Here is a 23594-nt window from a genome sequence, read left to right on the forward strand (position 1 = left end):
CTAGACCTCTTCCACCATCACCACGCCACCCAGCGACTTGATCGCGCCCTTGACCTGCGGGTTGATGGCAAAGCGGTCGCCCAAGGCGACCTCCACTTCGCCTGGCAGATCAGGCGACATGAGGCATAGCGACACCGGCCCCCGCGCGCGGATCTTGGGGTCTTGGCCGGAGCGTTCCAGCACCGAGGCAATCGCCCCGATGGCGCTGTCGTCCTCTACGAAAATCTTCAGGCCCAGCGAGCCCGCATCCGCCACCGCGCCATCCACCGGCTGCGCCCCACGGCACAGAAGTTTCAGTTGCTCCGCCTCCAGTGTGGCCTCCACGGTCAGCACCACATTGGCGCCCGTCACCATATGCTCGCCGGATTTCTCAAGCGTGTCGGAAAACACCGTGACCTCGAATTGCCCTGTCGGATCAGATCCTTGCACAAAGGCAAAGCGGTTGCCGCGTGCCGACTTGCGATCCTGACGCCCCGCGATATTCGCCGCCAGTTGCGCCACAAACGGCCCGCCTTGGGCACGTTGCTCAATCTCGGTCAGGGTCATGATGCCCTTCCGTTTCAGCGACAGCATGTAGTCATCCAGCGGATGACCCGACAGGTAGAAACCGATGGCCTTGAACTCCTCCATCAGCCGCTCGGCCGGCAGCCAGTCCTCGACCGGAGACAGACGCGGCTCCGGCAGGTCGTCGCCCGCCTCGCCGAACAGCGACACTTGATTAGAGTTGCGCTGCTCGTGGATCGCAGCGGAATAGTTCACCAATCCGTCCAACGACGCAAAAACGCGGTTGCGGTTCGGGTCCAACTGATCAAACGCGCCGGAGCGCGCCAGCATCTCCAACGGCCGCTTGCCGACCCGCTTCAAATCCACCCGCCGCGCGAAGTCGAACAGCGTGGCAAATGGCGTGTCACCGCGCCCCTCCGTGACCAGCTTCATCGCTTCGGCACCGACGTTCTTCAGGCCGCCCAGCGCATATATGACCTTGCCGTCGCCCACGGTAAACATCGCGTCGGAGCGGTTCACGCAAGGCGGCACCACCTCGATATCCATGCGCTTTGTGACTTCGTCGAAATACGTCGCCAGCTTATCAGTCAGGTGCAAGTCGCAGTTCATGACGCCCGCCATGAACTCCACCGGATGGTTCGCCTTCAACCACGCCGTCTGGTAGCTGACCACCGCATAGGCCGCCGCGTGGGACTTGTTGAATCCGTAATTGGCGAATTTCTCAAGCAGGTCAAAGACCTCGCGGGCCTTCTTCGCGTCGACGCCGTTTTCCTTGGCGCCTTTCTCGAATTTGGGCCGCTCGGCATCCATCGCCTCCTTGATCTTCTTACCCATGGCGCGGCGCAGCAGATCGGCGCCACCAAGCGAGTAACCTGCCATGACCTGCGCGATTTCCATCACCTGCTCTTGGTAGACGATGATGCCTTGCGTCTCGGCCAGAATGTGGTCGATCAAAGGGTGAATGGATTCAAGCTCTTTCTGCCCGTTCTTCACCTCGCAATAGGTGGGGATATTTTCCATCGGGCCGGGCCGGTACAAGGCCACCAATGCGACGATATCCTCGATGCAGGTGGGCTTCATGCGCCGCAGCGCATCCATCATTCCCGAACTTTCCACCTGAAAAACAGCCACGGTTTTGGCCGAGGAATATAACTTATACGACTTTTCGTCATCTAGCGGGATCGCGCCGATATCGTTCTCGGCACCTGCGGGCGGCTCGAACAACGTGTTGCCGTCGGCGTCCACATGAAGGGGCCGAGAGGGTATAATCAAGTCGATGGCATTCTGGATCACCGTCAGGGTTTTCAGCCCCAGAAAGTCGAACTTTACCAGCCCCGCCTGCTCCACCCATTTCATGTTGAACTGCGTCGCAGGCATGTCGGAGCGCGGGTCTTGATAAAGCGGCACAAGCTCGTCCAGCGGGCGGTCGCCGATCACCACACCCGCCGCGTGGGTCGAGGCATTGCGCAGCAGGCCTTCGACCTGCTGGCCATAATCCAAAAGCCGCGCCACGACCTCTTCGTTCTTGGCCTCTTCGCGCAGCTTCGGCTCGTCGGCCAAGGCCTTTTCGATCGAGACCGGCTTGACCCCTTCCACAGGGATCATCTTCGACAGGCGGTCCACCTGCCCGTAAGGCATCTGCAACACGCGGCCCACGTCGCGCACGGCTGCCTTGGACAACAGCGCGCCGAAGGTGATGATCTGCCCCACCTTGTCGCGGCCGTATTTCTCTTGGACGTAGCGGATCACTTCCTCGCGGCGATCCATGCAAAAGTCGATATCGAAGTCGGGCATGGAGACCCGTTCGGGGTTCAAAAACCGTTCGAAAAGAAGGGAGTATCGCAACGGATCAAGATCGGTGACCGTCAACGCATAGGCCACCAGAGAGCCCGCGCCGGAGCCCCGACCGGGCCCTACCGGAATGTCGTGGTCCTTGGCCCATTTGATGAAATCGGCCACGATCAGGAAGTAGCCGGGAAAGCCCATGCCTTCGATGATGCCCAACTCGAATTCCAGCCGCGCCTCGTACTCCTCGACCGGTGCGGCGTGGGGGATCACGGCCAGCCGCGCTTTCAGTCCCTCTTGGGCCTGGCGGCGCAATTCCTCGACCTCGTCATCGGCGAATTTGGGCAAGATCGGGTCGCGCTTGTAGACTTTGAACGCGCAGCGCTGCGCAATTTCCACGGTGTTTTCCAAAGCCTCCGGCAGATCGGCAAACAACGTCGCCATTTCCTGCGGTGACTTGAAATAGTGCTGCGGCGTCAGGCGGCGGCGGTCTTCCTGCTGGTCGACATACGCGCCTTCGGAAATGCAGATCAGCGCGTCATGCGCCTCGTACATGTCGGGTTTTGGAAAGTAGGCGTCGTTGGTTGCGACCAGCGGCAGGCCCATTGCGTAGGCCAGTTCCACGTGCCCGCGCTCGGATTTCTGCTCGGCCTCCGGCAAGCCGCCATCAACGGGGTGGCGTTGCAATTCGACGTAGAGGCGGTCGGGATAGATCTGCGCCAACTCGCGCATAAGCCCTTCTGCCTTGGGCATTTGCCCCGCTTGCAGCAACCGCCCGATGGGACCGTCCGGCCCGCCCGTCAGGCAGATCAGCCCTTCATTGTGGACGTCCAGCTGCGCCACGGAGACTTGCGGTAACTGCCCGTCTGACTCCAGATACAGGCAGGAGTTCAGTTTCATCAGGTTTTGATAGCCGCGTTCGGTTTGTGCAAGCAGCACGATGGGTGCGGGGTCGCGCGGACGCTCACCCGGAGCGGCTTGCTCGTAGGTCAGATCGACCTGACAGCCGATGATCGGCTGGATGCCTGCGCCGGATGCGTATTCCGAAAACTCCAATGCTGCGAACATGTTATTGGTGTCGGTCAACGCGACAGCGGGCATGCCAGCGGCGGCGCAGAGGCCCGGCAGTTTCTTCAGGCGCAGGGCGCCTTCCAGCAGGGAATACTCGGAATGCGTGCGGAGATGGATGAATCGGGGGATGCTGCTCATGGGATCACATTAGGATGCACCCCGCCCCTCGGAAACCCCGAAACCACCGCAGTTGTGTACACCACGTACGCCGCGTACATGAGATTGCCAATTTTGTACAAAATGTTAGTTAGACCCATGGCTAACCATTCGCTCGACATCCTTTTCGCCGCCCTTGGCGACCCGACCCGCCGCGCCATTATCGAGCGGCTGGCTCACGGTCCCGCCCCCGTCAAGGAACTGGCCGCACCGCATGACATGGCGCTGCCCTCGTTCCTGCAACACATCAAGATCATGGAGACCGGCGGCATCATCGCCACCCGCAAGGAGGGCCGCCAGCGCATTTGCTGGATGGAGCCAAACGCGCTGATCCCGCTGCAAGGCTGGCTGGAATGGCAACGGCAGGCGTGGGAGGCGCAGGCGCGGAAAAGCTGAAAGGCTTGCCAAACGGCGCGTCCTGCGCTTTTCTGGATGCCAGATAATTCCCGCGCGCCTTCTACGCCGCATCGAAGGCGCGCAAGACGGGAACACCCGACAGGTAAGGCGGCGGGATACTATCCATATGCTGACGTTTCTTCTGAACGGAGAGACCGTGGAGGCCGAGGTCGGCGCCACCGAAACCCTGCTCGACTTCCTGCGCGAGCGGCGTTGCCTGACGGGCACCAAGGAAGGTTGCAACGAAGGCGACTGCGGCGCGTGCTCGGTCATCGTGACGGGCGAGGACGGGGTGGCGCGGGCGATGAACGCCTGCATCCTGTTCATGCCGCAGCTGTCGGGCCGTGCCGTGCGCACGGTCGAAGGCGTGGCGGGACCGGACGATGCGCTGCATCCGGTGCAACGCGCGATGGTGGATCACCACGGCTCGCAATGCGGGTTCTGCACGCCCGGTTTCATCACCACCATGGCCGCCGCCCACAAGAACGGTGCTGTGGATCACAGCGACCAACTGGCGGGCAACCTGTGCCGCTGCACCGGCTACGCGCCGATCATCCGGGCGGCGGAGGCGGCGGCGTCCGAGCCGGTGCCCGCGTGGATGGACGAGGCAGTGGCGGGGTCAACCCCGCCCTACCCGATGCCGCAAAGTTCCGACGAATTGGCGGCGTGGTGTCAGGACAACCCCGACGGCACCCTGATCGGCGGGGCGACGGATGTGGGGCTGTGGGTAACCAAGCAGTTGCGCGAGTTGGATAAGGTCGCCTTCACCGGACGCTGCGCCGATTTGCAACGGATCGAGGACACCGAAGACGGGCTGCGCATCGGGGCGGCCTGCACGATCGGCCAAGTGTTGGAAGCGGTGAAGCCGCTCTACCCGTCGTTTGCGGAAATGCTGCGCCGCTATGGCTCGGTTCAGGTGCGCAATGCGGCGACGATCGGCGGCAACATCGCCAACGGCTCGCCCATCGGGGACAGCCCGCCCGCACTAATCGCCTTGGGTGCCACCCTGCATCTGCGCAAGGGCGACACCCGTCGCGAAATGGCGATGGAGGAATTCTTTGTCGAATATGGCAAGCAGGACCGCCAGCCGGGCGAGTTCGTGGAATTCGTCACCATCCCCAAGCAGCGCGACACGCTGCAATGCTACAAGCTGTCGAAGCGGTTCGATCAGGATATCTCTGCCCTGTGCGGGTGTTTCAACATCGTGGTCGCGGGTGGCTCTGTCGCAAAGGCGCGGATCGCGTTCGGCGGCATGGCGGGCACGCCCAAACGCGCCACGCATGTGGAAAACGCGTTGACCGGCAAGGCATGGACCGAAGAGAACATGGAGGCAGCCTTGGCGGGCTTCACCAAGGACTACGCGCCGATGAGCGATATGCGGGCCTCCGCCGCCTACCGCTTGCAGGCTGCGCAAAACATGCTGCGCCGCGTTTATGTGGAGAGCCTCGGCATCCCCGCCTCAGTGCTGGAGGTGCGGCCATGAGTGTCGGGAAGCACACCGCCCATGACGCGGGCCCGCTGCATGTCACGGGGGCTGCCCGCTATACCGACGACATACCCACGCCGCGCGGGACACTGCATCTTGCCTTCGGGTTGAGCACCATTGCACGAGGGAAGATCACGTCGATGGACCTTGATGCGGTGCGCAAAGCTGACGGCGTGCTTGATGTGCTGGTGGCCGATGATCTGCCGCATGACAATGACGTCAGCCCCTCGATCCATGACGAGCCGTTGCTGGCCACGGGTCGGGTGCATTATCTGGGCCAGCCGCTGTTTCTGGTGGTCGCCACCTCGCATCTGGCCGCCCGCAAGGCGGCGCGGCGGGCGCAGGTGGAGTATACAGAGGAAACCCCGCTGCTGACGATCGACCACGCCATGGCGGCCAAGTCGCATTTCGAGGACGGGCCGCGCATCTACACCAAGGGCGACCCGGATGGGGCTTTGGCGGGCGCCGCCAACCGTCTGCAAGGTCGTGTCGAGATTGGCGGGCAGGAGCATTTCTATCTGGAAGGCCACGCCGCGCTGGCGGTGCCGCAGGACAATGGCGATATGGTCGTGCATGCGTCCTCGCAGCATCCGACGGAGATCCAGCATAAGGTGGCCGAGGCCATCGGCACCCCCATGCATGCCGTGCGGGTGGAGGTACGCCGCATGGGTGGCGGATTTGGCGGCAAGGAAAGTCAGGGGAATGCCCTGTGCGTGGCCTGCGCTGTCGTCGCGCAGAAGCACCGTGCGCCGGTGAAGATGCGCTATGACCGCGACGACGACATGATCGTCACCGGCAAGCGCCACGAGTTCCGCATAGACTATGACGTGGGCTTTGACGACACGGGGCGGATCACGGCGGTGGACTTCACCCAATATGCCCGCTGCGGCTGGGCGCAGGACCTGTCCCTGCCCGTGGCGGACCGCGCCATGCTGCATGCGGACAACGCCTATAATCTGGACCACGCGCGGATTACCTCGCACCGGCTGAAGACCAACACCCAAAGCAACACCGCGTTTCGCGGATTTGGCGGGCCGCAGGGGATCGTCGGGATCGAGCGGGTGATGGACCACATCGCGCATCATCTGGGGCTGGACCCGTTGCAAGTGCGGCGCGAGAACTTTTATGCGTCGATGGTTGGGGGCGCGGATGCCTCCCCTCTCAGCGATGCTGCGCATCGCCTGCCGGCAATGGGCGGGAATATTTCCGAAGCAATGAAATCAGGGGCGGCGCATGAAGACCTGACGTCGCGCGGCGCGGCCCCTGCGGGAGGGGGCGAGGTGCATGTGGCCCCGGAACCGCAGACCACGCCCTACGGGATGAAGGTCACGGATTCGATCATCTGCGAGATGGTGGACGCTTTGGAGGTGTCGTCGGATTATCAGGCGCGGCGCAAGGCGGTCGCGGCGTGGAACGACAAGAACCCCGTGCTGAAACGCGGCATCGCGCTGACTCCGGTGAAGTTCGGCATATCGTTCACGCTGACCCATCTCAATCAGGCGGGGGCCTTGGTGCATGTGTATCAGGACGGCTCGATCCATCTGAACCATGGCGGCACCGAGATGGGGCAAGGGTTGTTCACAAAGGTCGCGCAGGTCGCGGCGCAGTCGTTCGGGGTGCCGCTGGACGCGGTAAAGATCACCGCTACGGATACCGGCAAGGTGCCGAACACCTCGGCCACCGCGGCGTCGTCGGGGTCGGATTTGAACGGCATGGCGGTCCTGAACGCCTGCGAGACGATCAAGGCGCGGATTGGTACGGTCTTGTCGGAGGGTGAGGTGCGGTTCGAGGAAGGCCGCGTGCGGTTTGACGGGACCGAGTTGAGCTTTGCGGAAGCCGCCGCAAAGGCCTACCAGAACCGCGTGTCACTGTCTGCGACGGGCTTCTATGCCACGCCGGATGTTGAGTGGGACCGGATCAAGGGCCATGGTCGCCCGTTCTTCTACTTCGCCTATGGCGCGGCGGTGACAGAGGTGGTGGTCGACACGCTGACCGGCGAGAACCGCATCCTGCGGGCCGACATTCTGCACGATTGCGGCAGGTCGCTGAACCCCGCGCTGGATATCGGCCAGATTGAAGGCGGCTATGTGCAGGGCGTAGGGTGGCTGACGACGGAAGAACTGGTCTGGGACGACAAGGGCCGCCTTACGACCCATGCGCCTGCGACCTACAAGATCCCCGCCGCGTCGGACCGGCCGGAGGTGTTCAACGTGGCACTCTGGGACGGGGCGAACCGGGCGGAGACGGTGTTCAAGTCCAAGGCGGTAGGGGAGCCGCCGCTGATGCACGGCATCTCGGCCTGGCTGGCGCTGTCGGATGCGGTGTCGGCCTGCGGGGACGGCTATCCCGACCTCGACGCACCCGCCACGGCAGAGCGGGTGTTGATGGCCTGCCAGAAGCTGCGCGCATGAGCTTCGACGCTGAAGCGCTGCGCAACGCGCTGGCCGCACATGGCCGCGTTGCGCGGGTGGTGATCGCGGCGCATCAAGGCTCCAGCCCCCGCGAGGCGGGGGCGTCGATGCTGGTCTGGGAGGGCGGGCAATCGGGCACCATCGGCGGTGGCGCGTTGGAACTGGACGCGGCGCGGCAGGCGTTGTCAGTCGCTACCTCGCGCGTCACCCGCGTGCCGCTGGGCCCTGCCTTGGGGCAGTGCTGCGGTGGGGCAGTGACGCTGGTGACCGAAGTTTTCGAGGACATGCCGGAACTGGGCGACAGCTACGCCCGCCGCGTCGAAGGCAACACGGAGGAGCCGCTTGCGGTGACGCGGGCGCAGGCGGATGGGCGCAACGGGTCGGGCGTCGGGATGGTCTTCGAGCGAGGCTGGCTCTGTGAGCCGGTGCAGCCCGCACGCGTGCCGCTTTGGGTCTGGGGCGCGGGGCACGTGGGGCGTGCGATTGTCGATGTGATCGCTCCCACGCAAGCGTTCAAGATAACATGGATAGATAGCGGTGCCGACCGCTTCCCCGACCGCAGCGACGCAAAAAATTCATTTGTCATTAACGAGTTGACAGCTGTCAACATTCCCGACGCCGTCCCGCACGCGCCGCGTGATGCGCATCATCTGATCCTCACCTACTCCCACGCGTTCGATCTGGACCTGTGCCACCGGCTGCTGGGTCACGGGTTTGCCAGCGCGGGGCTGATCGGCTCGGCCACCAAATGGGCGCGGTTCCGGTCGCGGCTGCGGGCGCTTGGACATTCGGAGGCCCGGATTTCGTGCATCCGCTGCCCTATCGGCAACCGACGCTGGGGAAACACCCGCAAGCCATTGCGGTGGGCGTGGCTTCTGAGCTACTGCTAATGGCGCAAGCGGGGGCGCGTGTGGGCATGTCTGGGGAGGATGTCGCGGTTTGACGGAAGAGCGGCTGAGCACAGCGGGTGAAGACCTGCTGACGATCAATGGCCTGACCAAGGCCTATCCCGGCGTTGTTGCCAACGACCATGTATCGTTCTCCATCCGCCCCGGCGAGGTCCACGCCCTGCTGGGCGAAAACGGTGCAGGTAAGTCCACGCTGGTCAAGATGATCTACGGGCTGGTGACGCCTGACGCAGGCTCCATGACGCTTAACGGCCAGCCCTACGCACCGGCTGAGCCGCGCGCGGCGCGGGCGAGCGGCGTGGCCATGGTGTTCCAGCATTTCTCGCTGTTCGAGGCGCTGGACGTGGCCGAAAACATCGCCCTTGGCATGGAAAACCCGCCGAAGATGCGCGACCTTGCGGCGCGTATCAGAGAGGTCTCGCAGAATTACGGCCTGCCGCTGGACCCCGACCAACTGGTCGGTGACTTGTCCGCCGGAGAACGCCAGCGGGTCGAGATCATCCGCTGCCTGTTGCAAAACCCCAAGCTGCTGATCATGGATGAGCCGACCAGCGTTCTGACCCCGCAAGAGGTGTCGATCCTGTTCCAGACGCTGGAAAAGCTGCGCGGCGAGGGCTGCGCGATCCTGTATATCTCGCACAAGCTGGAGGAGATCCGCACCCTGTGCGACCACGCGACGGTGCTGCGGCTGGGCAAGGTCGTGGGCAACTGTAACCCGCGCGAGGAGACCGCCCGCGCCATGGCGGAAATGATGGTGGGCGAAGTGCTGCACGTGCCGCAGAAAGCCCCGCGCGTGCCGCAGGAGGTCGCGCTGGAGATCGAGGCGCTCGACGTGGCGGCGCGGACGCATTTCGGCACCGCGCTGAAAGATATCAACATGGCGGTGCAGATGGGCGAAATCCTCGGCATCGGCGGGGTAGCGGGCAACGGGCAGGACGAGCTGTGCTCGGTCATTGCCGGGGAGATACTGGTTCCGGCGGATAAGGTGCGGCTGTTGGGCAAGGACGTTGGCGACAAAGGACCGAACGCGCGACGGGCCTTGGGGATGCTGGCCGCCCCCGAAGAGCGGCTGGGCCACGCGGCGGCGCCTGATATGTCGCTGATAGAGAACGCGCTGTTGTCGGGTGCCGTGCGCGAGGGGCTGGAGCGGCGCGGCATGATCAACTGGGGCAAGACCCGCGATTTCGCCAAGCGGATCATCAAAGAATTCGACGTGCGCACGCCGTCGGAAAACACGGCGGCGCGGGCCTTATCGGGCGGCAATTTGCAGAAATTCGTCATCGGGCGGGAGATCATGCAGAACCCCTCGGTTCTGGTGGTGAACCAGCCGACATGGGGCGTCGACGCCTCTGCGGCGGCGGCGATCCGGCAGGCCTTGCTGGATCTTGCGGCCAAGGGGGCGGCGATTGTCGTGATCAGTCAGGATCTGGACGAGTTGATGGAAATCTCGGACCGGTTCGCGGCACTGAACGAAGGGCGTCTTAGTGCGCCCGTCGACGCGGCAGGGCTGACGGTGGACCAGATCGGTTTGATGATGGGAGGGGCCCATGATCTGGAGCCTGTGCAGGTGGCCGGGTGAGGAATTCAGGTATTTATGAAGCAATGATGGGGTGTGTTGTGTCAGGAATTCAGCCGTGATCGCGCTGGAGAAACGTCCGCAGCCCTCGCAGCTATGGACCGCCGTAACGCCGCTGCTGGCGGTGTTGGCGACGATGGTCGCGGGCGGCATCATGTTCGCGTTTCTGGGCAAAGACCCGCTCATAGCCATTCGCACGATCTTCTGGGACCCGCTGTTCAACGAGCAGTTTGCCAACTACTCGCGGCCGCAATTGCTGGTGAAAGCCGCACCGCTGATCCTGATCGCCACGGGGCTGGCCATGGGCTTCCGCGCGGGCGTGTGGAATATCGGGGCGGAGGGGCAATACATCATCGGCGCGATCTGCGGCGCGGCGGTGGGGCTGGCGTTCTACCCGACCGAGAGCGTGCTTATCTTTCCGCTGATGGTCGTCGCGGGCGCGTTGGGCGGGTTCCTTTGGGCGATGATCCCGGGGGTATTGAAGGTGAAGTTCCACACCAACGAGATTTTGGTGTCCTTGCTGCTGGTCTATGTGGCGGAGTTCATACTGGCCTCCATGGCGTTGGGGGCGCTGCGCAACCCTGAGGGCTCCGGCTTTCCGGGGTCACGGAACCTGAAGGAATACCCCCCGGCCTACAACGCGGAGCTTCTGCCCGGCACCGGCCTGCATTGGGGCGTGGTCGCGGCACTGGTGGCGGTGATCTTTGCCTATGTGTTGTTCAGCAAGCACATGATGGGCTTCCATATCCGGCTGGCGGGCCAAGCGCCCAAGGCCGCGCGGTTTGGCGGTGTGCAGCCTGCGCGGCTGATCCTGTTCTGCCTTGGCACCGCTGGTGCCTTGGCAGGGCTGGCAGGCCTATTCGAGGTGTCGGGGCCTGCGGGGCAGATCAGCATCGACTTCAACGTGGGCTACGGGTTCACCGCGATTATCGTGGCGTTTCTCGGTCGTCTGAACCCTATCGGCATCCTGCTGGCGGGGCTGTTGATGGCGTTGACCTACATCGGCGGCGAGTTGGCGTCTTTCATGCTGGGCGTTCCGGCGGCGGCCATTCAGGCGTTTCAGGGGATGTTGTTGTTCTTCCTGCTGGCGGTGGATGTGTTGACGAATTACCGGATCAGGTTCGGCAAGCGGGAGGTGGCGTGATGTTTAAGCACAAAGGACCATTATTGATGGGCGGCATGATGGGGCTGATGCTGCCCTGGATGATGCATATGGACAGCAACATAGGCGTGGCGTTCATGCTGAGCCACGTCGTGCTGGTGGGCGGGCTTGCAGCGCTTGCGATGTTCATTCCAGCTCTGCGGCGCAAGCTGGTGGCGTTCAAGGGACGGCATTCGCACATGTCGCATCTGCCGATGATGGGTCTCGGCGTGATCGGAGGATGGGCCGCGACCTGCGCCTATTGCCTTGCCATTGGAGGTGCCCATTGGACCTGAGTGCGATCTCCCCCACCCTGTTGCTCGCCTCCCTCATGGTTGCCGCGACGCCGATTCTGCTGGCCGCCTTGGGCGAGTTGGTGGTCGAGAAATCGGGCGTGTTGAACCTCGGGGTCGAGGGGATGATGATCACGGGCGCCATCTGCGGGTTTGCGATTGCGGTAGAGACCGGCTCGCCCGTTGTCGGGTTCATCGCCGCCGCCGTGGGGGGCGCGTTGCTGTCGCTGATTTTCGGGATACTGACGCAGTTTCTGCTGTCCAACCAAGTGGCAACGGGGCTGGCGCTGACCCTGTTCGGGCTGGGGCTGTCGTCCTTGTTGGGCCAAAGCTATGTGGGCATCCGGCCCCCTGCGGTGGGCAAGCTGGACCTTGGGCCGCTAGCGGATATTCCGTTTATCGGTCCGGTTTTGTTCAACCATGACCTGATGGTCTACCTGTCGCTGGCGCTGTGCGTCGGAACGTGGGCCGTGCTGAAATACACCCGCGCAGGCCTGATCCTGCGCGCGGTAGGCGAGAACCACGATGCGGCGCATGCGCTTGGCTACAAGGTCGTGAAGGTGCGGCTGCTGGCGATCATGTTCGGCGGGGCCTGCGCGGGGCTGGGGGGCGCTTACCTCAGCCTGATCCGCGTGCCGCAATGGACGGAAGGCATGACCGCAGGGGCGGGCTGGATCGCGCTGGCGATTGTCGTGTTCGCCTCGTGGCGGCCCCTGCGGGTGCTGCTGGGGGCCTATCTTTTCGGCGGCGTGACCGTGTTGCAGCTAAACCTGCAAGCGGCGGGGATGGCAATTCCTGTCGAGTACTTGTCGATGTCGCCGTATCTGATAACCATCGTGGTGCTGGTCATCATGTCGGCCCCCCGAAAGGGTGGCAAAGCCCGCGCTTCACTTGCCGCGCCTGCCTGTCTGGGCCGCGCATTCCACGCCTCTCATTGAGGCCATTACGAGTTTTTAAACCTTGGGGAGATACCATCCATGAAACGCAGAACCATCCTTGCCGGGGCCGTCGCGGCCTTCGCGCTGACCGGCGCAGCTTATGCGCAAGACAAAACCAAAGTGGGCTTCATCTATGTCGGCCCTGTGGGCGACGGCGGCTGGACCTATGAGCATGACCAAGCCCGTCTGGCCGTCGAAGAGGAATTCGGCGACAAGGTCGAGACCATCTATCAGGAAAGCGTGCCTGAAGGCAGCGACGCGGAGCGTGTAATCACGCAGATGGCGCTGTCGGGCGCGGACCTGATCTTTACCACTTCGTTCGGCTACATGGACCCGACCATCGCCGTTGCCGCCAAGTTCCCGAATGTGAAGTTCGAGCACGCCACGGGCTTCAAACGTGCCGACAACGTGTCCACATACTCTGCCCGCTTCTATGAAGGCCGCGCGGTGCAGGGGCATATTGCGGGCAAAATGACCAAGACCAACAAGGTCGGCTATATCGGCTCGTTCCCGATCCCTGAAGTTATCCGGGGCATCAACTCGGCCTATATCCACGCCAAGAAGGTCAACCCTGACGTCGAGTTCAGCGTCGTGTGGGCCTACACATGGTTCGACCCGGCCAAGGAAGCGGATGCCGCGACCGCGCTGATCGAGCAAGGGGCGGACGTGATCTTGCAGCACACGGATTCCACCGCGCCTCAGGCGGCGGCACAGAAAGCCGGTAACGTCATCACCTTCGGTCAGGCCTCCGACATGGCGGAATATGCGCCGATGCCGCGTGTCTCGTCGATCATCGACAACTGGGCGCCCTACTACATCGACCGCGTTCAGGCCGTCATGGATGGCACCTGGGAAAGCACCGACACATGGGACGGCATCGGGCCGGGCATGGTCGGCATCGGCGAGATTTCCGACGCGGTTCCTGCCGACGTGAAGGCCGAGGCGCTGGCGTTGAAAGACAGCATCGCGGACGGCTCCTACCACCCGTTCACCGGCCCGCTGAAAAAGCAGGACGGCTCTGACTGGTTGGCCGAGGGCGAGACTGCTCAGGACTTCGGCGATGACGGCCTAGCTGGAATGAACTTCTACGTCGAAGGAATCAAGGGCGACATTCCGAACTAAGGTTCGACCCTTCTGAAACATTGAGGCCCGCGAGCGTTTCGCGGGCCTTTTGCGTTATATCTGCGGGAACAGATAGAGCCCGAGCAGGATCAGGCAGAACAGGGTCAGCGCCAGATTGAAGCCCCTGCGCCACGAGGGCGCGTCGGCCAGCCCGAGGTAGCGCGACAGGATAACGCGGGCCTTCAGCAAGGCCAGCGCAAGCACGAGGCTGCCGGTCAGGCGTTGGTCAAAGCCGTTATTGACCAGTCCGGCGGCAACCATCGACAGGGCGCTGAAGACGATCAGCGCGATCCATGCGCGGGTGAGGGTGTCGGGTTTCATCATGATCAGGCCAGCAGGTAGACGACGGGGAAGAGCAGCACCCAGACCAGATCGACCATGTGCCAGAAGGCGGCGCCGATCTCGATATTGTCTGGCGCGTCGCGCCACGCGACGAGCAGCAGCACAAGGATGCCCGCGACCACGTGGAACGCGTGAAATCCGGTCAGCAGGTAGTAGAACATAAAGAACGGGTGGGTCTCGTAGGTGATGCCCTGCGCCGCCTTGTCGGCATATTCGACACCTTTGATGACAAGGAACACCACCCCCAAAGCCGCCGCCGCGACCAGAGCCATACGTGCGGCGGTGCGTTTGGCGAGCGTCCGCCAGTGCAGGGCTTTGGCGGCTAGATAGCCGCTGGTAATGAGCACGATGGTGTTGAACGCCGCCCCCGTGCGGTGGAGGTGCGATTGCGCCTCGGCGAAGCCTGCGGGATCGCTGAGACGCACAGCCAAAAACGCCGCCAGCCCGGCACCGAAAATCAGAAGCTCGCTGACGATGAGAACCCACATCATCAGATCGCCCGGCAACTCTTCGAGCAGGGAGGGCTGGGGGTTTGCGGACATGAGGGCTCCTTACGTTCGGCTACTTCATGGACCGCTTGGGAGGCGGTGACGTTGCTCTATATCAATGTCGAACGGATTGATCTTTAACGAACGCAAATTCTCTGCCAGTCTCGCGCAATGGAACATTTGACCACGGCCAATGGCGCCCCCGCATCGCAGCTTTGTTTCGGCACCATGCAGTTTGGTGGCAAGGCGGATATCGTCGCCAGCCAGTCGATGTATGCCGATTGCCGCGCTGCGGGGATCAACTTTTTCGACACCGCCTATGTCTACACCGACGGGCAGTCCGAAACGATGCTGGGCCGGTTCGTCCAATCCGAGCGCGACGACGTGCTGATCGCCACCAAGGCCGCGTATAACAAGCCCGCAACGAAGGCCAACGTGCTGGCGTCGTTTGAGGAAAGCCGGGCGCGGATGAATGTGGACACGGTCGATCTGATGTATCTGCACCGCTTCGACCCCGAGACGCCGTTGGACGAGAGTTTCGGCGCGCTGGCCGAGCTGCGCGAGGACGGATTGATCCGATATATCGGCATCTCCAACTTCGCCGCGTGGCAGGTGATGAAGGCCGCGCAGGTGGCGCGGGGGTTGGGGGTGACGGTGGACGTGCTTCAGCCGATGTACAGCCTTGTGAAGCGGCAGGCAGAGGTGGAGTTGTTCCCCGCCTGCGCCGATCAGGGGATCGCGGTGGTGCCCTATTCGCCTTTGGGCGGAGGGCTGCTGACGGGGAAATATGCAGGCGACGACGCGGCGGGGCGGCTGATCGACGACGCACGCTACAAGGCCCGCTATGATGTGCCGTGGATGCATGAGGTCGCTGCTGCCCTGCCCGCCATCGCGGCGGAGAATGGCACCGACGCCGCGACGCTGGCGGTGGCGTGGGTGATGAAGAACCCGCATGTGACGGCCCCGATCATATCGGCACGGTCGAGCGAGCAACTGGCCCCGTCACTCGCAGCGATGTCGTTCGAGATGAGCGACGATCTGTATGACCGGCTGACGGCCCTGACACAGGCCCCCGCCCCGGCGACTGACAGGCTTGAAGAAGCATGACCGATTTCGTGGTCATCGGCGGCGGCATCGCAGGCGCGTCCGCCGCCGCGCGCCTGTCCGCATTGGGCAGCGTCACGTTGCTGGAGCGTGAGGACGCGCTGGCCTACCACGCCTCGGGTCGCTCGGCGGCGCTGTTCGAGGAGACGTATGGAAAGCCCTCCACAGTGGCGCTGAACACCGCCAGCAAGGACTGGCATCTGGACGTGAACGGCTCGCGCGACTTGCCGCGCGGGTTGATGCTGGTCGGGCGCGAGGGCAACGAGTTGGCGTTTGCGACGGACATGGTGTCGATGCACATGCGCCGCCTGACGATGGACGAGGCGCTGGACATGGTGCCGGTGCTGGACCCCGCGCGGGTTACACAGGTCGGCTACCACGCGGAGGCGTGGGACATCGACACCGACGCCGCCGTGCAACGGTTTATCCGCGAATTGCGCGGCAATGGCGGCAGTGTGGTGACCCGTGCCGAGGTTACGGCGATAGAGAAAACCGCGACCGGCTGGCGCGTGACCGCAGGCGAGGACTACGAGACGCGGGCGGTCGTGAACGCGGCTGGCGCATGGGCCGACGAGATCGCGAAAATGGCGGGCGTGACGCCTTTGGGGTTGCAACCGATGCGCCGCTCCATCGCGCGGGTGGCCGCGCCGGAGGGGCTGGACGTGTCCAAATGGCCGATCATCTTCGGCCCCGGCGAGGCGTGGTATGCCAAGCCGGATGCCGGTGCGCTGCTGATTTCCCCCGCCGACGAAGAGCCGTCAATCCCGATGGACGCATGGGCGGACGACATGGTTCTGGCGGAAGGCATCGCGCTTTATGAGGAGCACGTCACCACCCCCGTGCAACGGATGATCGCCAACTGGGCGGGGCTGCGCACCTTCGCGCCGGACCGCTGCCTTGTCATTGGCGCCTCGGAGCGGGACGGGTTCTGGTGGTGTGCGGGGCAAGGGGGCTACGGCTTCCAGACCGCACCCGCGGCGAGCCGGTTGCTCGCCGACTTGGTGGGCGGACGTGCGCCTGAATTGGACGGCGGCACCGTTGCTGCGCTTTCGCCTTCGCGGTTCGGCAGCGATTGATTAGCGCCCGCACACGTCTTATGTGACACTCCATGATGGCAACTGACCCAAGTAGACAAGACCGCGCGACGCGACGCTTCGAGCGACAGTTCGCGATGTTCGAACGCAAGGTGCCTGCCCTGCGCCGACCGTTGAACGCCATTCGCGCAAAGGGCTGGTGGGTTGTGCGGGTGCCGGTTGCGTTCTTCTTCATTATCGGTGGGATTCTGGCGATTTTGCCGGTGTTCGGCGTCTGGATGCTGCCCATCGGGTTTCTGCTCTTGGCCGTCGATATTACGGCCCTGCGCGGCCCGTTGGCGGATGCGATTGTACGCGGTCGGCGGCGGATCGCTCTTTGGCGGAGACGGCGCTAGACCTGTCGGGGCGGCTTTGGCACACTGGCTCCGTTTACCAAGGAGCTTTTTTGATATGACCCGTATTTCCATTCTGGCGGCGCTGTTCGCCCTGCCCGCATCGGCGCTGTTGGCCGACAATCTTGAACGGCTCGAAGCCGCATCCGAGTTGGGCGGGCAGCAGCTGTCCACCTTCCTGCTGAGCCGCGCACCGGAACTGGAGCCGAACCTACCCAGCTGGGAATGGGACGACACATACCGTCAGGCAGGACGGTGCTTTCTGGACAATCTGGAGACCAGCCAAGGCGCCGACGGGGTGGAGCGGTATCTGAGCGTCATCGAGACCTACGCGGCGCGACCGATCACGTCACTGGATCAGACCGCAGAGCAACCGCCGGAGATGATGGCCCCGCCGGTGATGGCCGCGATGCAGACCTGCGGCGTGCAGCAAGAAGTTATGAAACGCATGACCGAGAGCGGGCTGATGGGCGCGATGATGAACCCTGAAACAATGTCGAAGCTGGGGGGCTAGGCCCCCCGGAGCCTTATCCGTCCTTGCGGATGGTTTCGTTTTTCGGATCGTAGGGGCTGTCCTCGACTACGGTGGCGTCCCAAAGCTCGCGTTGCATACGGACTTTCAGCTTGGTGCCGACCTCCGCCAGTTCCGGTTTGACGTAGCCCATGCCGATGCTTTTGCCGAACGCGACGGAGTATCCGCCGGAGGTCAGGCGGCCCACTTTGGTGTCGCCGTCATACAGCGCCTCGCGGCCCCACGGGTCGGCGTCGTCCGGCCCGTCGATCAGCAGCGTCACGCATTTGGAGCGGATGCCCAAGGTTTGCATGGCGTCCTTGCCACGGAAGTCCTTTGACAGGTCTACGAAGCGGGGCAGATCGGCCTCCAGCGGGGTCGCGTCGCGGCCCAGCTCGTTGCCGAAGGCACGATAGGATTTTTCCTGACGCAGCCAGTTTTGCGCCCGCGCGCCGACCAGTTTCATACCATGCGGCTCACCTGCTTTTTCCAGCAGGTCAAACAGGTAGTTCTGCATCTCGATGGGGTGGTGCAATTCCCAGCCAAGCTCGCCGGTATAGGCTACGCGAATGGCGTTAACGGGGCACATGCCCAGCTCGATCTGTTTCGCTGACAGCCATGGGAAGCGCTTGTTGCTGAGCGCGGTAGCGGGGTCGGCGTCCTTGATCACGGCGTTCAGCACGTCGCGGGATTTCGGTCCTGCGATAGCAAACACGCCCCATTGGGTGGTGACGTCCTGGCATTCGATGCGGCCGAATTCTGCCTCTTTGTCCTCGATGCTTTTGCGCAGATAGTCGGCGTCATAGGCGGTCCATGCACCGGCGGAGACGAGGTAGAACTCATCCTCGGCCAGCCGTACGATGGTGTATTCCGTGCGCGTCGTGCCTGCATCGGTCAGCGCGTAGGTCAGGTTGATGCGGCCCACGCGGGGCAGCTTGTTGGTGGTGAACCAGTCAAGGAAGGCGGCAGCGCCTGCCCCTTTGACGATGTGTTTGGTGAAGGCGGTCGCGTCGACAAGGCCCACGCCCTCGCGGATGGCCTTGGCCTCCTCCACCGCGTATTGCCACCAGCCGCCGCGCCTGAAGCTGCGGGCGTCGTGGTCGCTGAAGCCTTCGGGGGCATAGTAGTTGGGGCGTTCCCAGCCGTTGACCCAGCCGAATTGCGCACCGCGTGCGGCTTGGCGGTCATAGGCGGGCGATGTGCGCAGGGGGCGTGCTGCGGGGCGTTCTTCGTCCGGATGGTGCAGGATGTAGACGTGGTCGTAGCATTCCTCGTTCTTGCGGGCGGCGAACTCGGTCGTCATCCAGGAGCCGTAGCGTTTGGGGTCGAGGGACGCCATGTCGATCTCTGCCTCGCCCTCGACCATCATCTGGGCGAGGTAATAGCCGGTGCCGCCAGCCGCCGTGATCCCGAAGGAGAAGCCCTCGGCCAGCCACATATTGCGCAGGCCCGGTCCGGGACCGACGAGCGGGTTGCCGTCTGGCGTGTAGCAAATCGGGCCGTTGAAATCGTCCTTGAGGCCACATTCCTCGCAAGAGGGGATACGGTGGATCATTTCCATATATTGCTGCTCGATCCGCTCCAGATCGAGCTGGAACAGATCGGCGCGGAAGCTGTCGGGGACGCCATATTCAAAGCGGGCGGGCGCGTTCTTCTCATAGACGCCAAGGATCCAGCCGCCACGTTCCTCGCGGACATAGCTTTGCGCGTCGGCGTCGCGGATGACGGGGTGTTCGGGGTTGGTCTTGCGCCATTCGACCAGCGCGGGGTCCTGCTCCATCACGATGAACTGGTGCTCTACGGGGATGGCGGGAATATTGATCCCCAGCAGCTGCGCCGTGCGCTGCGCGTGGTTGCCGGTGGCGGTGACGACGTGTTCGGCGGTGATGACGGTCTGCTCGTCCGAAGCGACCAGATTGCCGCCCTTTTCCACCATCTTGGTGACGGTCACACGCCATTCGGAGCCGGTCCACTCGTAGCCGTCGACCTGCCATTTCCGCTCGATCGTGACGCCGTGCTGGCGCGCGCCCTTGGCCATCGCCATGGTGACATCGGCGGGATTAATATAGCCATCGGTGTTGTGGTAGATCGCGCCTTTCAGGTCGTCGGTGCGGATCAGCGGCCAGCGGTCCTTGATCTGCGCAGGGGTCATCCATTCGTGGGGCACACCGACGGTTTCGGCGGTGGAGCTATAGAGCGCGTATTCGTCCATACGGTCCTGCGTGCGGGCCATGCGCAGATTGCCGCAGACCGAGAAGCCCGCGTTCAGGCCGGTTTCCGCCTCAAGCTGCTTGTAGAACTTGATCGAGTAGTCGTGGATATGGGTCGTGGCAAACGACATGTTGAAATACGGCAAAAGCCCCGCCGCGTGCCAAGTGGAGCCGGAGGTCAGCTCGTCGCGTTCCAGCAGCATGGTGTCCCAACCGGCCTTGCCCAGATGGTAGGCGATCGAGGTTCCGACGGCACCACCGCCGACGACCAGTGCTTTGACATGCGCTTTCATACTAACCGACTCCCGTTGGGCTTACTTGGCCTCTGTCTAGCAAGGCAAACGCCGATCCCCGCGCATCTTTCGACGCATAATCCACCGTTTCCGACAAGCGAAGCGGTGCCAGTTGCGTGTGGTCCGCCGCGCAGCTAATCTGCGGCGGATTGTTTCATACAAATGGATTTCCGTCATGCTTCGCTCTGCTCTTCTCATCGCCGCCCTGACCCTGGCCTCCCCCGCGCTTTCGGCCCAATGCGGCAATAGTGCTGGTGGCTACAACGCGTGGAAGGCGGCCTTCGCCAAGGAAGCGGCGCAGGCCGGTGTCGGCAAGCGCGGACTGGCGGCGTTGGCGAATACGCAATATGCGCAGCGCACGATCAATGCGGACCGCAACCAAAAGAGCTTCAAGTATTCGCTGGGCAAATTCATGCAGGTGCGCGGGGCGGATACCATCGTGGCCCAAGGACGCAAACGCAAGGCACGCAACGCGGCGTTCTACGACTCGCTGGAGCGGAAATACGGCGTGCCTGCGGGGGTGATTATCGCCATTCACGGGATGGAAACCGGCTTTGGCAACTTCATGGGGGACAGCAATGTGGTGTCGTCGATCTCGACGCTGGCCTATGACTGCCGCCGGTCGGAATTCTTCACCGGCCACGCGCTGGCGGCGCTGCAACTGGTGGATCGCGGCATCATCTCGCCGAACTCCATCGGGGCCAAGCATGGCGAGTTGGGACACACCCAATTCCTTCCCGGCAACGTGCTGCGCTACGGGCAGGACGGCAATGGCGACGGGCGAATTGATTTGAACAACATGGCGGATGCACTGGCCTCAACGGCCAACTTCCTGCGCGGCAAGGGCTGGCGGCCCGGCGCTGGCTACCAAGAGGGTCAGCCGAACTTCGCGGTCATCAAGCAGTGGAATGCGGCGGGGGTCTACCAAAAGGCGATTGCCATTATGGCGGCGAAGATCGACGGGTAGGTCTGTTTACCCCGACTATCAAACAAAAGCCCCGCCGTTTGGCGGGGCTTTTGTTTTCTTAGGCAGCGGAGGCGAAGTTGATCACCTTATGCGTGCCGGTTTGCGCCGTGCTGTCGGTCATGTTGGCGCGGAGCACCTCTATGCCGAAAGCGAACGGGTTGCCGGAGGACGACCAGATCGCCGCCTCGCGCAGAGGCATGTGCAGCAGGCAGACGTCACGGTCCTCGCGACCACCCTCAAAATAGGCGGCTGCTACGGCGGACCAAATCTCGTCGAGTTTGGCCTCATCCTGACTTTGGCGGATCGGGCCGGACAGGCAGGCGTAATAGTCCTGCGACGTGCTTTGGACGCAGAAATGTGCCGTGTTCCCCTGTCCGATGCCCCGAACCAGGTCCGTGTCGCGGGACGTGATGAACCACAACTCGCCGGTATCACGGTCGAAATAGTGGGTCATCGGTTGCATGTGCTGCCCGGAGCCTTCGACCCCCAACATGCCCGCACGGACATCGTCGAGTTGGTCGAAAAGCTGGCCCCGAGCGTCAGTTTCAGTACGGTCAGTGTCAGCCATGGCTTAGCCCTTCATGAAGTGATCGACTTCTTCGCGGGCTTCTTCTTTGGTCTTGCCGTACTTTTGCTGGATCAGCCCCTCGATTTTCTCGCGGTTGCCTTCGGCCTGGTCGAGCTCGTCATCGGTCAGCTCACCCCATTTGGCTTTGGCTTTGCCTTTCCATTCTTTCCAGTTGCCTTCGATTTGGTCCCAGTTCATCTCGTATTCCTTTCATTCGGTTACGGTATGAAAGGAGAACGGTCTGGCTGCGAAATTGTTCCGTGCTGCGGACACGATTTCCGCGCGTGAGCGGCTTAGAGCATCCCGGGCACAACCTGATCGGGCGGGCGGTGGCCGTCGGCGAAGGTTTTAATGTTCAGCAGCACCTTTTCGCCCATCTCCAGACGCCCCTCGCGGGTGGCGGAACCCATGTGGGGCAGCAGCACGACGTTGTTCAACTCGCGCAGACGGGGATTAATCTGGGTGCCGTGCTCGAACACGTCGAGACCCGCGCCCGCCAACTCACCAGCGCGCAACATACGGGTCAGGGCGTTTTCGTCAATCACCTCACCCCGCGAGGTATTCACGATCACCGCGTCGGGCTTCATCAACTTGAGACGGCGGGCGTTCATCAGGTGGTACGTGGAGGGCGTGTGCGGGCAGTTGATCGACACGACATCCATCCGGGCAATCATCTGGTCGAGACTGTCCCAATAGGTCGCCTCCAGCTCGTTTGCGATGCTTTCGTGGACTTTCTTGCGGTTGTGATAGTGGACCTGCATCCCGAAGGCCCGGGCGCGGCGGGCGACCGCCTGCCCGATGCGGCCCATCCCAAGGATACCGACGCGGCGGCCGGATATGCGACCGCCCATCAGCGCGGTGGGCGACCAGCCCTGCCACTCGCCCCCCTGCATAACCGCAAGCCCTTCGGGTATGCGGCGGGTGACGGCAAGGATCAGCGCCATGGTCATGTCTGCGGTGTCCTCGGCGGCGGCACCCGGCGTGTTCGAGACCAGAATACCGCGCTGACGGGCAGTTTGGACGTCGATATGGTCGACCCCAGCCCCATAGTTGGCGATCAGTTTCAGCTTGTCGCCCGCCTGCCCCAAAAGCCCTGCGTCGATTTTGTCGGTGAGCGTCGGTACCAGCACGTCGGCGGTTTTGACGGCATCGACCAGCTCTTCGCGGGTCATCGGGGTGTCGTCGGGGCGCAAGGTGACGTCGAACAACTCTTTCATGCGGGTTTCGACATGCTCGGGTAACCGTCGCGTCACGACAACACTCAGCTTCTGGTTTGGCATCTGCGCTTATCCTTGAGTGGAATTTCCTGCCCCATAGTGCCAAGATCACGACCGAAGGGGCAAGGCAAGAAATGCCCTAAAAATGACAAGTGCAGCAGTGCAATCAGGACGGTCGATGAAACGGGTATTTGGAATTGCGGCTTTGGTCGCATGTTTGCTGTTGTCACCCATGGCCGCGCTGGCGTCCGAGCGTGGCCCCGTCACCAATCTGCCGCTGCCCCGTTTCGTGTCGCTGAAAGCGTCCGAGGGTAATGTGCGGCGTGGTCCGTCACTGTCGCACCGCATCGACTGGGTGTTCAAACACCGCAACATGCCGCTGCAAATTGTGGCCGAGCACGGCCATTGGCGGCGCGTCGTCGACCGCGACGGCGCGGGGGGCTGGGTGCATTACACTCTGCTCAGCGGCTCGCGGTTCGGGTTGATCGAAGAGGATATGACGCCGGTCTATAGGCTCGCCGATTCCGCGTCGGACATCGTGGCCCATGCCGAGGTCGGCGTCGTGGCGCGATTGGGCAAATGCGACCTTTACTGGTGCCGCGTCACGCTGGACGGCACCAAGGGCTGGCTGCCGCGTGAAAAGCTGTGGGGGCTGATGCCCGGCGAGATACGGGAATAGTT

At 63.1% G+C, this 23594-nt stretch carries 21 protein-coding genes and 1 pseudogene; 15 read left to right on the forward strand and 7 right to left on the reverse strand.

Features of this window, described 5'->3' with window-relative positions:
- Entirely contained in the window at positions 1–3498 is a 3498-nt protein-coding gene (gene dnaE, locus THALAR_RS07750; protein ID WP_021100966.1) for a DNA polymerase III subunit alpha, read from the reverse strand.
- 117 nt (positions 3499–3615) lie between these two features.
- Here dnaE and THALAR_RS07755 point away from each other — a divergent pair, with 117 nt between their 5' ends.
- The 9 genes and pseudogenes from THALAR_RS07755 to THALAR_RS07795 all read left to right on the forward strand — a co-directional run bounded on the left by THALAR_RS07755 (position 3616) and on the right by THALAR_RS07795 (position 13787).
- On the forward strand, positions 3616–3912 hold the full coding sequence (locus THALAR_RS07755) for an ArsR/SmtB family transcription factor (protein ID WP_021100967.1): 297 nt from the start codon (positions 3616–3618) through the stop codon (positions 3910–3912).
- Between the two features lie 127 nt (positions 3913–4039).
- Positions 4040–5395, forward strand: a complete 1356-nt coding sequence (locus THALAR_RS07760) for a xanthine dehydrogenase small subunit (protein WP_021100968.1) — start codon at positions 4040–4042, stop codon at positions 5393–5395.
- Positions 5392–7809 (forward strand): xanthine dehydrogenase molybdopterin binding subunit, encoded by a 2418-nt coding sequence (gene xdhB / locus THALAR_RS07765; protein WP_021100969.1) that lies wholly within the window; start codon positions 5392–5394, stop codon positions 7807–7809. Before THALAR_RS07760 ends, xdhB begins: the two co-directional genes overlap by 4 nt.
- Positions 7806–8752 (forward strand): annotated as a pseudogene (gene xdhC / locus THALAR_RS07770) (xanthine dehydrogenase accessory protein XdhC). Before xdhB ends, xdhC begins: the two are co-directional and overlap by 4 nt.
- On the forward strand, positions 8749–10296 hold the full coding sequence (locus THALAR_RS07775) for an ABC transporter ATP-binding protein (protein ID WP_021100971.1): 1548 nt from the start codon (positions 8749–8751) through the stop codon (positions 10294–10296). Before xdhC ends, THALAR_RS07775 begins: the two are co-directional and overlap by 4 nt.
- A gap of 55 nt (positions 10297–10351) precedes the next feature.
- On the forward strand, positions 10352–11437 hold the full coding sequence (locus THALAR_RS07780; RefSeq protein ID WP_021100972.1) for an ABC transporter permease: 1086 nt from the start codon (positions 10352–10354) through the stop codon (positions 11435–11437).
- Positions 11437–11730: a hypothetical protein gene (locus THALAR_RS07785; RefSeq protein WP_154666779.1), complete on the forward strand. Its 294-nt coding sequence runs from the start codon at positions 11437–11439 to the stop codon at positions 11728–11730. The genes THALAR_RS07780 and THALAR_RS07785 overlap by 1 nt, the downstream gene beginning before the upstream one ends.
- Entirely contained in the window at positions 11721–12665 is a 945-nt protein-coding gene (locus tag THALAR_RS07790) for an ABC transporter permease (RefSeq protein WP_021100974.1), read from the forward strand. Before THALAR_RS07785 ends, THALAR_RS07790 begins: the two co-directional genes overlap by 10 nt.
- 39 nt (positions 12666–12704) lie before the next feature.
- The gene (locus tag THALAR_RS07795; RefSeq protein WP_021100975.1) at positions 12705–13787 is read left to right on the forward strand and encodes a BMP family ABC transporter substrate-binding protein; all 1083 of its coding nucleotides are present in this window, start codon (positions 12705–12707) and stop codon (positions 13785–13787) included.
- Between the two features lie 54 nt (positions 13788–13841).
- On the opposite strand, the gene THALAR_RS07800 is transcribed toward THALAR_RS07795, so the two are convergent.
- Together THALAR_RS07800 and THALAR_RS07805 are read right to left on the reverse strand one after the other, a co-directional pair.
- Entirely contained in the window at positions 13842–14111 is a 270-nt protein-coding gene (locus THALAR_RS07800) for a cytochrome C oxidase subunit IV family protein (RefSeq protein WP_021100976.1), read from the reverse strand.
- A gap of 2 nt (positions 14112–14113) precedes the next feature.
- Positions 14114–14671, reverse strand: a complete 558-nt coding sequence (locus THALAR_RS07805; RefSeq protein ID WP_021100977.1) for a cytochrome c oxidase subunit 3 — start codon at positions 14669–14671, stop codon at positions 14114–14116.
- A 117-nt stretch (positions 14672–14788) separates the two neighbouring features.
- On the opposite strand from THALAR_RS07805, the gene THALAR_RS07810 reads away from it, so the two are divergent.
- Genes THALAR_RS07810 through THALAR_RS07825 form a run of 4 tightly spaced genes read left to right on the forward strand, consistent with a single transcriptional unit; the run spans position 14789 to position 17661 of the window.
- Positions 14789–15724 (forward strand): aldo/keto reductase, encoded by a 936-nt coding sequence (locus THALAR_RS07810; protein WP_040818091.1) that lies wholly within the window; start codon positions 14789–14791, stop codon positions 15722–15724.
- Complete coding sequence (locus THALAR_RS07815; protein WP_021100979.1) at positions 15721–16797, forward strand: NAD(P)/FAD-dependent oxidoreductase; 1077 nt, start codon at positions 15721–15723, stop codon at positions 16795–16797. The genes THALAR_RS07810 and THALAR_RS07815 overlap by 4 nt, the downstream gene beginning before the upstream one ends.
- A gap of 35 nt (positions 16798–16832) precedes the next feature.
- Positions 16833–17150, forward strand: coding sequence for a hypothetical protein (locus tag THALAR_RS07820; protein WP_040818184.1), 318 nt, complete (start codon positions 16833–16835; stop codon positions 17148–17150).
- Positions 17151–17205: 55 nt separating this feature from the next.
- Positions 17206–17661, forward strand: coding sequence for a hypothetical protein (locus THALAR_RS07825; RefSeq protein ID WP_021100981.1), 456 nt, complete (start codon positions 17206–17208; stop codon positions 17659–17661).
- A gap of 13 nt (positions 17662–17674) precedes the next feature.
- On the opposite strand, the gene THALAR_RS07830 is transcribed toward THALAR_RS07825, so the two are convergent.
- Positions 17675–20161 carry a GcvT family protein gene (locus tag THALAR_RS07830; RefSeq protein ID WP_021100982.1) on the reverse strand — a complete coding sequence of 829 codons (2487 nt, stop codon included), beginning with the start codon at positions 20159–20161 and terminating at the stop codon, positions 17675–17677.
- A gap of 175 nt (positions 20162–20336) precedes the next feature.
- Between THALAR_RS07830 and THALAR_RS07835 the strand changes: the two genes are divergently transcribed.
- Positions 20337–21128: a lytic murein transglycosylase gene (locus THALAR_RS07835; RefSeq protein WP_021100984.1), complete on the forward strand. Its 792-nt coding sequence runs from the start codon at positions 20337–20339 to the stop codon at positions 21126–21128.
- Positions 21129–21186: 58 nt separating this feature from the next.
- On the opposite strand, the gene THALAR_RS07840 is transcribed toward THALAR_RS07835, so the two are convergent.
- The 3 genes from THALAR_RS07840 to THALAR_RS07850 form a co-directional block, all read right to left on the reverse strand.
- Positions 21187–21696 carry a pyridoxamine 5'-phosphate oxidase family protein gene (locus tag THALAR_RS07840; protein ID WP_021100985.1) on the reverse strand — a complete coding sequence of 170 codons (510 nt, stop codon included), beginning with the start codon at positions 21694–21696 and terminating at the stop codon, positions 21187–21189.
- A 3-nt stretch (positions 21697–21699) separates the two neighbouring features.
- Positions 21700–21894: a CsbD family protein gene (locus tag THALAR_RS07845; RefSeq protein WP_021100986.1), complete on the reverse strand. Its 195-nt coding sequence runs from the start codon at positions 21892–21894 to the stop codon at positions 21700–21702.
- Between the two features lie 95 nt (positions 21895–21989).
- On the reverse strand, positions 21990–22976 hold the full coding sequence (locus THALAR_RS07850; protein ID WP_021100987.1) for a 2-hydroxyacid dehydrogenase: 987 nt from the start codon (positions 22974–22976) through the stop codon (positions 21990–21992).
- Positions 22977–23091: 115 nt separating this feature from the next.
- Here THALAR_RS07850 and THALAR_RS07855 point away from each other — a divergent pair, with 115 nt between their 5' ends.
- On the forward strand, positions 23092–23592 hold the full coding sequence (locus THALAR_RS07855) for an SH3 domain-containing protein (protein ID WP_021100988.1): 501 nt from the start codon (positions 23092–23094) through the stop codon (positions 23590–23592).
- Positions 23593–23594: the final 2 nt, after the last annotated feature.

The organism is Litoreibacter arenae DSM 19593, from assembly GCF_000442275.2.
In the GTDB taxonomy this organism is placed as follows: domain Bacteria; phylum Pseudomonadota; class Alphaproteobacteria; order Rhodobacterales; family Rhodobacteraceae; genus Litoreibacter; species Litoreibacter arenae.